This is a genomic window from Pedobacter sp. FW305-3-2-15-E-R2A2, assembly GCF_038446955.1.
GTDB lineage: Bacteria > Bacteroidota > Bacteroidia > Sphingobacteriales > Sphingobacteriaceae > Pedobacter.
Genome location: NZ_CP151803.1, coordinates 3,534,050 through 3,548,822 on the forward strand (window position 1 = coordinate 3,534,050; position 14,773 = coordinate 3,548,822).

The window sequence follows — 14,773 nt, forward strand, 5'->3', positions numbered from 1 at the left end:
GGTTAGGGTATCAGACCTTAACCCTTTGTTCAAAAATAGCAATAAACTGATTTATAATCAACGGCCAGTTATGAATGGGCATCGTCCACTTTTTAGTGGCTTCCATTAAGGCCAGGTAAACAGATTTTTTCACAGCCTCATCGGTTGGAAAAGACATTTTATTTTTGGTGTATTTTCTGATCTTTCCATTCAAATTTTCAATTAAATTAGTTGTATAAATGATTTTCCTGATTTCCAGGGGGAACTCAAAAAATGCCGTCAGGTCATCCCAGTTTATCCGCCAGCTTCGAATCGCATAAGGATATTTTATTCCCCATTTTAACTCAAATGTTGTGAGTTCAGCTTCTGCTGCCTGCTTATTGGGAGCTGAATAAATGGGCTTCATATCTTCCGTAAATGGCTTTTTATCCTTCCATACCACATACTTGCAGGCATTACGAATCTGATGAACCACACAAATCTGAGTGGTAGATTGCGGAAATACAGAACGGATGGTCTGAGTAAAGCCACCCAGGTTATCGGTGCATGTGATCAGAATATCCTGAACACCTCTGGTCTGCAAATCAGTGAGCACACTCATCCAAAAAGCACTACTTTCATTCTTTCCCAGCCATAGCCCCAATACTTCCTTACGGCCTTCCATATTAAGTCCAACAGCCAGATAGATCGTTTTATTGATGACCTTATTACTTTCTCTTACTTTGAAAACAATGCCATCCATCCACACAATCATATATACCGGATCAAGTGGGCGATTCTGCCAGGCTAAAATATCATCAGTTACTCTTGCTGTTATGGTCGAAATGGTAGAGGGTGGTAAACGAAAGTCATATAACTCACGAAGTTCTTCTTCAATGTCAGCATTGGACATCCCCTTGGCATATAAAGAAACTACCAACTTTTCTATGCCTTCTGAGAGTTTACTCCGTTTGGGAAGGATCTGTGGATCAAAACTGGAATCCCGGTCTCTGGGGACTTTGACATCCAGTTCTCCATGTTCTGTTTTTACCTTCTTTTCGCCATAACCATTACGGGAATTATCGGTTTGTTTGCGTTGTTTATCGTGCTTAACATAGCCCAGATGAGAATCAAGCTCCCCTTCAAGCATCTTTTCAACGCCTCGTTTATACATCTGATCCATGAAGCTCATGAAATCTTTGCCGTCCTTAAACTGTTTAAGGAAATCGTCATTTAAAAAATCTTCTGCTTGCATCTTTTAAATTCCTTTCTCTAATTTACATAAAAATGGGATCTAAGTTTTTACCTCAAATCCCATTTACACAGTTTTTTGGATACTACCTTAAAAGAGATGGGTTTACTTTAGGTGTTGCTTTTAAAAATAGAGTTTATAAAATCAACTTCTTCCTGGTTCAGTCCGATATCTGTAAAGATCATATTGTCAATTTCATCTGTTAATTGTTCAAAGCTTTCCTTGTTTCTTTGGTGTGTAATTATCCTATTTACAATTTTGTTATAGTCATTCTGTCTATCCAAAGAAAGCTTAGGAACGTATAATTGTTCGATTGTAAACTTTTTCCACCTAACAGTGCCAACACCAGTTGTGGTGCCAATTTGAGCGAATAAATATTCAGATACTTTCGAGTTTAAAAATCCAAGTAAGTAAAGCAGAGAATCGCCAGTCATGAGAAAAGTCGTTGCTTCTGTCACGTACTCGCCATTCAATTCTATGGCAAATTTTGTTTTGTCAGAAATTTCGCCCCAGACAATTTTCTGTCTATAAAAATCCTCCCAATAGCTTATGCTATCTTGCGTTTCAAACCACTTGTTATTAGTTTTTTTCCTTGCTCCAGCATCACCTGTCTGCTTTAATCTATCAAATCCAAACGACATAAGATGTTGTTTAATAGCTGGATATCCCTCTATATCTATTTTTAAACTTGGGAAAGTTGTTATTATCCATAAATCTGCAAATTCATAGCTATATCGCTTAATATCTCGACCCCTTAATATCGGTCGTATAATTTCTTCACTTTTAGGGTCATTAGCTATTAACTCTTTTCTTTTAGCGCCATTAATAATAAATGCCTCATTGTAGCCTGTAAGAATTCCTCTGTAAATATTAATATCCCAATCTTTTAATGGTGTACCCATGCGCTCTATTTTACTTTTAATTGTTTGTTCGGTACTGTTTAAAACTACCCAGCTATCGGAGGTTGAAAAATCAAATAAAGAATAATGTTGACTAACAAAAACGCTCAAATTATTTAACACCTTTCCTTTCACAACACAGACCGAAGTTTTTTTCTTGTTTTTTTCTTTTGAGAATAATAAAATATTGGTGTCCACAGTTGCAGAATTGAATATTTTTTGTCCTGCGAAATCAATCAATAAAGATGGATTTGTTTTTTCAGCAAAGAATTTACGGGTAGACTTTCCGTAAATTGCACGCATCCATTTATTGGAAGTAATAAAACAAAGAATTCTTTTGTCACCAAGCATATTGTATCCACTTTCATAGAACAAAGAGTAGATGTCACCAGACCGTTCATAGGTTTGGTATTTTTGACTTTCATAGAGTTTCGCCAATGTTCCACCATCTTTTTGTAGCTGAACGTAAGGCGGATTTCCAATTACAATGTCAAACTCTTTAACCCCAAACATCCATTCCGATTCAAACCAATCAGTTTTTTTATGGCTAAAAGGATTCCAATTACTAATTTTGAAAGCTCTATTATTTTCAACTGAACCAAATAATCCTTGCTGGTCAAACATTTCCTTCCGAATTTCTTCAAATCTTAACTTTAAATCTTGCTTTTCCTTTCCAAAGCTTTGAAGATAATCCTGTCTGACTTGCCGCAAATCACCTTCCAGTTCCGCACTATTTTTTTTGTTTTTTTTGCTTAACTGTATAATACCCATTTCGTCTGGAAGTCGCATCAATGTATCGGCAGTTACAAATTTGAACTCTAGATTAGGAAGTGGTTCTATACCACGATTGGGACTTTCATCGTCAATTTGTTCGTTTACAATAAGAGTTAAAAAACATCTCAATTTAGAAATTTCTGCAGCTATCGGCTGAATATCTACACCGTAAAGATTGTTTTGTATAATCCCTATTTTTCGAGCATAGTCGTAGTTCTTCCTTAGTTTCGCTTCAAATAGATTTTTACCCTTTAGATTTTTACTCTTAGATAATTGTTGTTTTATCCACCAATCAGCAGTTGGATCAAGCTTCTGTAACGCAAGAACAATTTTATGAAGAATGCCCATAGGGAATGCCCCGGAACCACATGCTGGATCTAATATTTTAGCCTTATCAAGTGCAAGAAGGATGGTTTCCTTTTCTATCGAGCTAAATTCAATATCTACTTCCGGTTTAAAAAGAGCATCTAGTTTTTCCTTTTCAATATCCGTGCAATTGGCTAAATAATAAGCCAAACTTTCAGAAACCATATAATCAACTATTTCTCTCGGAGTGTAAAAACTACCAGTTGACTTGCGTGCAGTTTCTCCACTATCTGGATCTATTTCAGCTAATAGATTTTCAAATATACTTCCAAGCATCTCAGGATCTACACTTACCTGGATATCAACGGTTGAATTTTCATCAATTGTAAAGTTATACTGTTCTAATTTTTCAAAAAATTCGATAAACCATTCGTCTGAAATAATTAAGGAATCGAAATGTAATGATAAGCCAGTTCTTGGATCGGTTTTATAGAAGTCTTCAGAATCTGCTTCAAAAAGTCCACCGTTTAGAAAAGGAATGTATTCTGAACCCTTAGGTAACCCAGGTCTCCGATTTTCCACTGGAGTATTCAAGGTTTGAAAAAAGAGTTTTTCAAGTATATTATGGTAATAATTGGGAGTTTGTTTTACCGCTTTACTGGATAGTAGATTTTCAGGCAATAGGGGAATACCCTCGTCGGATTTTTTCACTTTAAGAAACCAACAGAATACAGTACGGCCTATTAAGCGTACAGCAAATTCGTGGTATATACGATTTGCATCAGCGCTAACACTCGGAAGTGTCAATTGACGTTCATACGTTTTAGTTTTTTTCCCCTGACCCGTAACAGCACCAACCAAATGATAAAATTGTGCAGAAATATCTCTATAAAAATCACGGTTCAATTTCTCGACAGAGAATGCTTCAATTAGTGATGACAAATTAATGGAATTCTCAATACTTAAGCCTTCTAATCTATCTGCGAGCGTTTTACATGTTTCCGAAGGACCTAGCAAATAAGTATATCTTTTTGCAGAAGTATACTTTTCTTCAATTCCGTTAGCTGTAATTTCGCTGTCTTTTGCGATTAATGTAAACCGCCAAACATCTTGGCTATTGGGAGTTATGAAATTTACGAGTGCTGCTTGACCTGTTGTGAGAAGTTTTCGTGCATAGCGTTGAATAGCGACTTTACTGTGTTCAATACGAACTTTGGAGTTTAATTCGATTTCATAACAAATTATTTCCCCACCATCTTCCAAATTAACATTCCCATAAATATAAACATTGGTGATAATTTGTGCATCGGTTTTATTAGGCTGAACCGGTGCTGGTATAGGTCGGGTTCTCAAAGAAAACGCAGCTCCAAAGACAGGAGACAAGACTTCTTTTGCAAAAAGTACTCGATCATATGGTTTTTTTAATGCTACTTGGAGTTGTGTACGATTTGCGGCCATTTATATAAAACTTTGAGTCAAAACGATTATAGGGTTAATTATTGATGATGATTCTAATTCTTTATTTTGTTCATCATTTAATGGTGAAACATTGTATTTATCTAAAACTTCAAAAAATAGTTTATCAGTCATCTTGACTGGTTCCTTTAATAATACAGCGTTTGCAGAGAAAAAGTCATTAATAGATTTAGGAAGCCCTTTTGATCCATAGGTGCCTTTTTTTATAATGTCTAAAATTTTCTGCATTGATAGCCTCTTTTGTTCCGTTGGGGCGTACTTTAATAATGCATTAATATTACTTATTGCCTTGTTTTCTATTGGGTTTAAATTTTTTCGAGATATACTTTTTAAATTTTCCTGATTTTTTTCTGATTTGAAAAATTCCAACCCTTGAAGCGTTTGCTCGTGGTGAAATCTTGGGAGAACAATTGCTCGCTCTTTTTCATGGGCTTTATATAATTTTACAGCCTGTAAAAAGCTTAGTTCTTTTCCTGGAATACTTTCTATTACAAGACAAAATATTCCTGGATGGTTTTCTGACTTCAAGTACATTAGAGAGCTATTTTTAGTTTCTAATTGGTATGGACTTCCTTCGTCATCGGTAAGGTTTACCTTTCTTTCAGCTGTCCTACCACATCTTGCTTTATTCGGGATTTCGTTGATTTCATTGAAACGCTTTGGAAATTTCTTTTTGAATTCTCGTAATTCAGTCAAATATTCTAGTATTTCATTTTGTTCCTTTACAATATGATTGCCAAATAATGCACTGTCCCCTTTTTCTTCTAAGAGGGAAAATATTTTGTTATCCTCTCCAAATGCTGTATGGAATGATTGAAGTTTTCTTAAAGCATTATTTACAAGCTTTATTTGGTCATCTCCATGTGCTGATGGATAGAAGTTATAAACAAATATTTGTTTAGCTCTCGATCCAATTCTATTAACACGACCTATCCGTTGCATTAACCGGGTAGCATTCCAAGGCACATCATAATTCACAATTGTATTGCTTCTATGTAGGTTTATACCTTCTGCCAAGACTTCAGTCGTTATAACTATATCGTAGTCGTTTTTCCATTTTTCTTCCTCAAGGTTAGCGTCAAAATTCAATCGCAACACATTGTCTGCTGTTTTTCTATTTCCTGCATTAACGGCGAGTATTTTATAGGAGAAATTTGCTATGAGATGATCAGTAAGTTTTTCTGCCGTTTCCTTTGATTCAGTAAATATTACCAACTTTCCACTTTGATTCTTTCCTTTTTGAAAAAAGATATTCTTCACAGATTTTAAGAACCTATCAAGTTTCGGATCTTTATCTATCTTACTCCATCGATTAACCAAATCATCAACTCTTTCCTTGTCCATGAGGAGATTCGAAAAGAATTTTTCATCAAATGCACTAGAGGAAAACTCTTTGTTATTTCCGCCTTTTTTCTCATTTGCAGCGATGATCTTGGCTTCAATATCATCATAGCTGTATCCTTCCTCTAGAAGTTTATTTATATCTAAAGAAGGCGCAATAAAAATCCTATCATTCTCAAACATACTAATCATATTATTGATAGCTGTTTGAAAACGACTAATAGATTGAGTAAAGGCGTAAAAACTACTTTCTAGGCGCTTAACAAGAAGTGTCTTCATGATTGCGCTTAACCTTCCAGATATGGATTTTACATTACCAAATACATTTCGATCATCTTCGTCAATTAGGAACTCAATCGCTCGATATCGATAATATCCCAATCCGCTCCTTTCATTACCATGTTCATCTAAACCTGTTATTAACGAAACTGTATCATTAAATAAAGTTGCCAGGGAACCATCCAATTCATATTCTATAGCTATAGGATCACCTAGTGTAGGGAAAATAATGCCTTGACTATCCAAATCTTCCTTGTAAGCAGGATCATTTTCAATATCGGTACGCGTACGACGGATTACAAGAGGCTCAATAATGTCATCCCTTAATTTCTGAAATACTTCTTTAAGCTTTTTTATGTTAAGCTTTTTCTCAGATGCCAGCTTTTTATATTGCTCATTTAATGGCTTAAAATAGTCCTGTAGATTCCTAATATTTTCAAGAGTACTATTTCTTTTGTCCTGAAATAAATATAATTGATTTTCGATATCCTGCGGCCTGTTATTTAACGGGGTTGCAGAAATCAGTATTACCTTTTTACGATTATCTCCATTTTCAGAAGGCCTGATTCTTGGTTTTTTACATATTTGCTGCAATGCAATATACATTTCAGTATAATCATTTCTAAACTTGTGAGATTCATCCACTATAACAAGGTCGAATTTATCTGCAGTAGAATAAGTATAATCTTCCTCATTCAAAATTCTATTGAGACTTCCTAAAGTGATAAATTCAAAATGATTCTTTATTTGAAAATCTTCCGCTGTTCTTCTCCAATTTGCTTCTAATGCAGGAGGAAGTACAATTAATACACGGGTATGTGTGCCGTTTTCATAAATAAACTTTTTGATGACCATACAAGCTATAATAGTTTTACCCAAGCCCACCACATCAGCAAGTATAAATCCATTATGTTTCATCATAATGGCGTACCCTTGATTTGCTGCATCAGATTGGTACTTCAGTCTCATGAATTTTTCAGGCAGTAATAAATCGATATTATATGGATCGTATTCTACCCTCTTTCCAAAGTATTCAATGAGCATTTTAATGTACAGTTCAAAAGGCGTAAAGTCATCCTTAAGGTAGGTCTTCTTTTTTATAGCTTCTGCGTCAGCATGCAGTATAGGAACGGACTCAATCCATAGTCTGTTAAATTCATCTGTGGCAAATTTGACATCTCCATAGTCCCGAAGAGCGACATTAAATTCGTAATTTGATTCTGGGTGTGCCCCTAAACCCGCATCAGTTAAATTAGATGACCCGGTAATTACCTCGCAAGCGGTGTATTCGTTAAATTTTTCAGGACGAAATATGTAGACTTTCGCATGTATTTTTTTACTTGGATGAGCGCGCAATTCGATTTTACCATCGATAAGGTCTTGGATAAACTGAATTATTCCGTTCTCTGTAATTTCATCATAATTTGCATCTTGAATATTTTTAACAAGTTCGTTGATAAAACTTTCCTTAGTTTCTGCAGGATTGTCTATAAATACTTGTCCTTTATCATGATGCTTTTTTATCAAAACGTCTACATTAATACCAACTAATATTCTGATGTTGGGTATTTTGTCTAGAAACGCTCTCACTTTAAAATACCCTGATGCGCGAAAATATCCTACCAAGGCGTCAAAATGTCTTAAACTATCAATATTAGAAAAAACTCCTTCAAATTTTTTTAGTAAACTGTTGTCATCTTGATTGGTAAAGAATTTAGTTGGCATATAAATTTTTCAATAAATATTTGTTGGTTATAAAATCAAAGTTATAGTTTTCTTTAGGTTTTAAGGTAAGAGTATTTTCCGAGATTGTGGCTCACATTGGGGAGATTTCGGCTTAAGGCCTCAGTGCTAATAACATGAACAAGATAACACAGGAACGCGGTTGTATAAATCTGGTAAATACTTCTAAATAATTTTCCGAATTTGACATTCTTCATGCAGTTAGAAAGATTAGAGAGGGCTATTAAATAAAAGAAGGGGGTACATTTATGGGGGTTGCAAGTCCAATATTAGTTTTATAGCTTTGGTTTTATACACTTGATCTTAGTTGGCTACATGTCTGTGATTTTCGAAAGAATATTTATGAACCTACGGTCAAAGTATACAGACCATCACCAAATTATAACTACGCTCCATGTACATTTCGAAAATTATCATCGAAGGATTCAGAAACTTCCCAAAAAACACAATCGAATTTAACGATGGTGTAAATGTAATCATCGGTCATAACAATGCCGGTAAGACCAGCCTTCTTAAGGCTATAGGCTTATTAATCGATCAAAATATTCCGAAAAGACTGGAAATTGATGACTTTTCGAAAAGTGCCACGTTGCTTGAGTTACAAACTCGACCACCTTTAGTTTCTATATCACTTGTTATTGATCAAAGCATAGGAGAAGATCTCTTAAGTGATGATCTTGTCACAGTTGCCGACTGGTTGGTAAAGCTTGACGAACCTTATCAAGCATTGCTAACTTATAAATTTTCACTCCCATTTGAGCGCCATGCTGATTACATGCTTGCTCTTTCAGGCTGTAATACTAAAACTGAGGCATGGCTAACCATCAAGCACGATTTTCTGAGGTTCTATGTTAATAAGCTTTATGGTGGCGATCCTGACTTGAAGGCTGTAGCTGATAGTGCTTCACTACAAAAATTCGATTTTCAATTTCTAAACGCAATCCGTGACGTAGAGCGAGATATGTTTACTGGAAAAAACACCATGTTACGGGATGTTCTTGATTTTTTTATGGATTACGAAATCAAATCGGAAGACGAGACAATAAAAAATAAAGCAACTAAGCAGAGTGAGATCAAAGGATTGAAAGCTGACTTTACTACTAAAGCTGGTGAATTAATTACAGAACTACAAACTAGAATGCGGGCAGGCAAGGAGCATATTCTTTCCTATGCTACGCAAACAGGGGCTACTTTCAATAACGCATTGCCCGATTTTGACGGCACAATTTCAGATGTAGAAATGTACTCTGCATTGAAACTTATTATCGGATACGATGCTTTAGATATTAAAATCCCTGCTACACATAATGGTTTGGGATATAATAATTTGATTTTTATGTCTCTACTTCTTGCAAAAATGCAGGTCAATGCAGATGGCAATTACCTAGGAAGCAACGCCAAAGTCTTTCCTGTATTAGCTATTGAAGAGCCCGAGGCCCACCTCCATCCGTCTATGCAATATAAATTTCTCAAATTTTTAAAGGAGAATAAAAGTCAGCGAAAAGTACGACAGGTATTTGTTACCACCCACTCCACGCAAATTACATCGGCTGTATCTCTTGACGAAATAATCTGCCTGCATAATGAAAAGGGAGTAATCAGCGCTGGGTATCCAGGAAAAGTCTTTCCTGCCACACCGAAAGGAGAAGAAGCAAAAGCTTATGTACAGCGTTTTTTGGATGCAACAAGATCAGACATGCTTTTCGCACAGAAAATTATTTTGGTCGAAGGACTTGCTGAAGAACTTCTGATGCCGACCTTGGCAAAATATTGTGGCAGGCAACTGGATGATCACCACATTGCCATTGTTCCCGTTGGAGGTCGTTTTTTTGACCATTTTTTATATCTTTTCGACACAACAAATCCATACGCTATTCCGAAAAAAGTAGTGTGTTTAAAGGACAGAGATCCAGAAAGGAAGGAGGCAACGGAAATTCACTTTGGCAGTTGCTATCCATATACTTACGGACAGTCTCCTACACTCTATACTTACAAGGAACACCTTACCTCCAAAATGGTTAAGTATGCGTCACATGGCAACATTAGGTTCTTCGGTCAAAATCATCCGAAGGGAAAAACTTTTGAATACGAACTTTGCTTATCCAATTTAAATTCAGATATACTGCTCACTAATTCCATTTCAAATCAGGGAGAGCTTAAAGATCTTCTAGATTTTTATTCGGCAGGCAGACCTTTGGCTGACCTGTTAGGACGTTTAGGGAAAAGTGGCTCGAATACTGACCTCAAAGACTCGATTAATGCGCTTAACGATCCGACATGGAGTGAAGAAGATAAAAAGAAGGCTGTTATCGCAACCCGATATCTAAAATCGGTTGGGAAGGGAGAAAACGCATTGGAATTGGCTAATTCACTAGAGGCCAATCTAAAACTTCCACCAACAGCACCAAGTAATTCCATAGAGGGACAAGTTGTAAATCTGAGGCAGTCCTTTCATGTCCCTTACTACATCAAGAAATCAATTGTGTGGATATGCAAATAAAGACAATTACTTCAGATGACCTTATAGATATTGAACAGCCTTTTAAAGTGGCGGCTGGTCCTGGTGCAGGTAAAACTCATTGGCTTGTCAATCACATCAGGCAGGTATTGACTCATTCTAAGCGACTAGGGTGTTATCGAAAGATAGCGTGTATTACTTACACAAATACAGCTGTTAATACTATTATGGGAAGACTAAACTTTGCAGTGGACAGAGTAGAAATATCAACCATTCATAGTTTTATTTACAATAATATTCTTAAGCCCTACATGCATTTTATCGCCGACCGATATGAATTCAATGTTCGAAATATGGATGGTCATGATGACCATTTTATTTCTAGAAGTAATATTAAGGAATGGATCGATAATTACCAGGGGGCAGCTAACTTGCGACATCCCTTCAGTCGTAATCAGTTGCTTCGGCTAGAAAATAATCTTAAGGCTTTAGGGAATTGGCTGTCCTCTATTTATTACCAATATAATGGTTCTAATTTAGAAATAGCTTTGGACAATGCAAAGGCATTTGATAGAGTAAGTCGTACACGTTTGGGCAAAGCCTGCCTTGATGTGCTAAGTCCAGGTATAGAGGAATATAAAAAGATCTTTTGGCGTAAAGGAAAACTTCATCATGAAGATGTCTTGTACTTCGGTTACCAACTGATAAAAGAATACCCTTTTATTGTTACGATTTTGCAAGCAAAATTTCCATATTTTTTTGTAGACGAATTTCAAGACACGAGTCCTATTCAAACTGAAATTATTAAACTCCTGGCTCAGAAGGAAACTGTAATTGGAATCATTGGAGACAAGGCACAGGCTATCTATAGCTTTCAGGGCGCAGCGTCAGGTGATTTTGAAGTATTTTCTTTAGCCGGTCAGCAGGATTATGTTATTGCAGATAACAGAAGAAGTACCAGTCAAATAGTTGATGTACTGAATCACCTTAGGAGGGACATTCGACAAAATCCTGTGCGAAATGAGCTTGGATCCAAACCTGTTTTGTTTGTGGGGTCGAAAGAAATTGCTTTTGCACAGGCAACACTTGCATGCGGTGGCGAAACCCTTATTACTTTGTCACGGGACAACGTGATGGTCAATGCCATGAAAAGGCTATATAATCAAGCTATCCCTGCAAGTAATTTATTAGAAGATCTTTTCGCTAAGGATAATGTTGATAGGGTTAAGGTAATTGTTCGATGTATGACCGCAGTCGAGTTGGGTTTGGAAAAGCGTTTTAAGGAAGCGATCAAAGAAATGGAAAAGATCAACTTTAATATTCAAGAAAAAAAGGAAAGAAAAAAAACAGCTTTCAACCAATTGTCACTATTGCTTTCGAAGTATCCAGCATTTAAAGATCATGCGTTGCTGGATTTTTATGAACTTGTGAAAGCAGATATTAAAACTGATATTCCAGCTTTAACGAGAGGTGCAATAAAAGTGTTTTATGAAGCACATACCTATGCTCAAATAGCACTTTTTATCAAAATCAACGACGAGAATTTGGATTGCCGTACAGTCCATAAAGCAAAAGGTGATGAATTTGATAACGTTTTATTCACGATGACAAGTGATGTGGAAGTGGGTTATTTAGTTTCTCCCAATTTAACTGTAGAAGAACAACGGATTAGGTATGTTGCGCTTAGCCGTGCCAGACAGCGGCTGTTCGTTAATGTGCCTACGCTGAACCCACAAGCTGAAGCCAGCCTAAAAAACCTTTTCGATATCAAAAGGTAAGTTAGGCACAGTTGATATACCGGTTGACCACTAAATGGGAACAAATTTTAAGAGCAAATAACTATACTTGAATATTAAATATTCAAGTATAGTTATGGCATCAGTTAAAGTCTATCCCAGGCTAGATAAGATCAATAAAAATGGCCAGGTGCCGATCTATCTACGTCTAACCAAAAACAGAAAATCAAAGTACATCGCTCTCGATGTCTACATCAATCCAAAAGACTAGAATGACAAAACAGGCAAAGTAAAACCAGGTGCAAAGAATGCCACTCAAATAAACAGTTTCATTTCTTCCAAAGAAGCGGAAGCAGAAGCTATCTCCCTGGAGATGGAAACCAAATCTAAATTTATCACAGCCTATGATATCAAGTCCACGATCATTGGTAATCCACCAGCTGATTTTTTTGAGTTTATGTCGAATAGGAGTAAGGCACTATCTGAAGAGTTGAGTATTGGAACAATCAGAAGGTTCAATGGCATACTTGGCAAACTGAAAAAATTCACAAAGCGGGACAAGTTGTTCTTTGATGAGATTAACATCAAGTTTATAAGAGACTTTCAGCAGTTCCTGGTTGAAGAACTAAAGAATCACAACAACACTATTCATTCCAACCTGAAAGCAATCAGAAAGATGATCAGTGATGCGATTGATGAAGAGCTGATGCCGGCAGAGAAAAACCCTTTCAATAAGATCAAACTGAAAGGGCAAAAGACCTTCAGAGAATTTCTTCTGGATGATGAACTGGAAAGAATTGAAAGCCTGGATTTGGAGCATGGTTCCATCATCAACCACCATCGAAACCTTTACGTTTTCAGCGCCTACTCCGGAGGCGTCCGGATTTCGGATCTGCTGCTTATGCGTTGGAAGAATTTCAATGGGAAAACATCTCTACTTCCAGGTCAAAAAGACAAAAGAGGATCTGAGTATCAAGCTACCAAAAGAATCACTCGATATACTTAAGTTTTACAAAACCTATCAGCGTAAGAGTGACACTCTTGATCCGGATTCATTCATCTTCCCGTTGCTTAATATAGCTACTGATGAAACTGATAAACTGAAACTCTTCAATGCAATTTCATCGGCTACTGCTTTCACAAATAAGAGCCTCCGGAAAATCGGCATTCTCGCAAACATCAATAAAAAGATTTCCTTTCACACAGCCAGGCATAGTTGGGCAGTAAGAGCGCTGCAGAAAGGGATGCGAATAGAGTATGTTTCCAAACTGATGGGTCACGCATCGGTAAAACATACAGAGATTTATGCAAGAATATTGAATGAGGAACTGGATAAAGCCATGAATATTTTCGACAAAACACAGAAGTTAAAAAAGGCAGTATAGAGAATGTTTTACCTATGTTGTACCTGTAAGCAACAATGCCCTGCAACTATTTAAGTAACAGGGCATTGATAATTCTGTTTGTGATCCCGCTGGGATTCGAACCCAGGACCACTACATTAAAAGTGTAATGCTCTACCAGCTGAGCTACGGAATCATTTGTTTCCCTTGATTGGGGTTGCAAAAGTATAATTTTTGCTCAAATATTATGCTTCCTAATTGCTGAATAATGAAAATAAAATCAATTTACTTTCTAATCGGTTGATTTATAAGATTAAAAAAAATGACTTTTGTTATAAAAATTGCTGAATAAGCCTCAATTTGCGAGGATCTACTCTTTATAGAGACACCATACCGAATCTTCAATGGAAGATGACTATACTAGAGATGCAAATAAGACATGTTAACGGTAATCCAATGATGCCAAAAGAATTAATCTTAAAAAAAGACAATATCATCATCTATTCTGTATTAGGATCACCAATGTTTGCATTGCTAGCATTTGTATTGTATACCACGTTTTCTGGACCAGGTAGCGAAGAATTAATGATGAGGGATGCTCTGTCAGCAGATTTTAAGGGCCGTGTTGATTCAATGTATTTTGATCAAAGAAACCATAACGGGAAGTACGCAATACTAAACAATGGTCAATTATATCCGATTTATAGAAATTGGGAGCGTAATATTGAGGTAGGTGACTCCTTATATAAGCAAAAAGGAACATTTCTGGTGGAAATTTATAAAAAGAATAAAACGCAGATTACGCTAAACTACCTGGATACCTATAAGGAAAACAAAAGCTACGAAGGTGGCTGGAATGTGATCATAAAAGAACCTGCTGCCTTAAATTTTAGCGGTGCAATAACATCCACTTATCGGGCAAAGAATGATCATAATGCAAAAATGGTGGTTTTGAAAGATGGGTATACCTATGCAATATGGGCGGAATGGGAGGGCCTTGTTGAAGTAGGTGATTCCTTATCTAAAAAGAGGGGCTCATTAGATGTTCTAGTATACAAAAAGAACAATAGTAAGATAATCCTAAACTATCAAACCCTGGGCAAATCCAGAGGATTGGAATTTAATTAACAGTAATATGGGCTGTATACTCAATCCATAGCAATTCACGCCAGAGAAGATCCGTTAGGTTCTCTGGTATATCATTACCT

Annotated in this window: 9 protein-coding genes and 1 tRNA gene; 6 read left to right on the forward strand and 4 right to left on the reverse strand. The window is 36.3% G+C overall.

The genetic code is table 11. The features are described 5' to 3' along the window. Positions 1-10 precede the first annotated feature (10 nt). The 3 genes from AAFF35_RS14065 to AAFF35_RS14075 all read right to left on the reverse strand — a co-directional run bounded on the left by AAFF35_RS14065 (position 11) and on the right by AAFF35_RS14075 (position 8,010). Complete coding sequence (locus AAFF35_RS14065) at positions 11-1,213, reverse strand: IS256 family transposase (RefSeq protein ID WP_342328654.1); 1,203 nt, start codon at positions 1,211-1,213, stop codon at positions 11-13. A 107-nt stretch (positions 1,214-1,320) separates the two neighbouring features. Then, positions 1,321-4,647, reverse strand: a complete 3,327-nt coding sequence (locus AAFF35_RS14070) for an Eco57I restriction-modification methylase domain-containing protein (RefSeq protein WP_342333150.1) — start codon at positions 4,645-4,647, stop codon at positions 1,321-1,323. After that, positions 4,648-8,010 carry a helicase-related protein gene (locus AAFF35_RS14075; protein ID WP_342333151.1) on the reverse strand — a complete coding sequence of 1,121 codons (3,363 nt, stop codon included), beginning with the start codon at positions 8,008-8,010 and terminating at the stop codon, positions 4,648-4,650. A 412-nt stretch (positions 8,011-8,422) separates the two neighbouring features. On the opposite strand from AAFF35_RS14075, the gene AAFF35_RS14080 reads away from it, so the two are divergent. The 5 genes from AAFF35_RS14080 (at position 8,423) to AAFF35_RS14100 (ending at position 13,607) form a co-directional block, all read left to right on the forward strand. Then, positions 8,423-10,528 (forward strand): AAA family ATPase, encoded by a 2,106-nt coding sequence (locus AAFF35_RS14080; RefSeq protein ID WP_342333152.1) that lies wholly within the window; start codon positions 8,423-8,425, stop codon positions 10,526-10,528. Continuing rightward, complete coding sequence (locus tag AAFF35_RS14085; protein ID WP_342333153.1) at positions 10,519-12,264, forward strand: ATP-dependent helicase; 1,746 nt, start codon at positions 10,519-10,521, stop codon at positions 12,262-12,264. Before AAFF35_RS14080 ends, AAFF35_RS14085 begins: the two co-directional genes overlap by 10 nt. A 94-nt stretch (positions 12,265-12,358) precedes the next feature. After that, a complete protein-coding gene (locus AAFF35_RS14090) occupies positions 12,359-12,493 on the forward strand; it encodes an Arm DNA-binding domain-containing protein (protein WP_342333154.1) in 135 nt (44 codons plus the stop codon). Between the two features lie 102 nt (positions 12,494-12,595). After that, a complete protein-coding gene (locus AAFF35_RS14095) occupies positions 12,596-13,228 on the forward strand; it encodes a site-specific integrase (RefSeq protein WP_342333155.1) in 633 nt (210 codons plus the stop codon). Beyond that, a complete protein-coding gene (locus tag AAFF35_RS14100) occupies positions 13,143-13,607 on the forward strand; it encodes a tyrosine-type recombinase/integrase (protein WP_342333156.1) in 465 nt (154 codons plus the stop codon). The genes AAFF35_RS14095 and AAFF35_RS14100 overlap by 86 nt, the downstream gene beginning before the upstream one ends. An 81-nt stretch (positions 13,608-13,688) precedes the next feature. Here the strand turns inward: AAFF35_RS14100 and AAFF35_RS14105 are convergent. Continuing rightward, positions 13,689-13,761 (reverse strand) — tRNA-Lys (locus AAFF35_RS14105). Positions 13,762-13,976: 215 nt separating this feature from the next. On the opposite strand from AAFF35_RS14105, the gene AAFF35_RS14110 reads away from it, so the two are divergent. Further along, on the forward strand, positions 13,977-14,693 hold the full coding sequence (locus AAFF35_RS14110) for a hypothetical protein (protein ID WP_342333157.1): 717 nt from the start codon (positions 13,977-13,979) through the stop codon (positions 14,691-14,693). Positions 14,694-14,773: the final 80 nt, after the last annotated feature.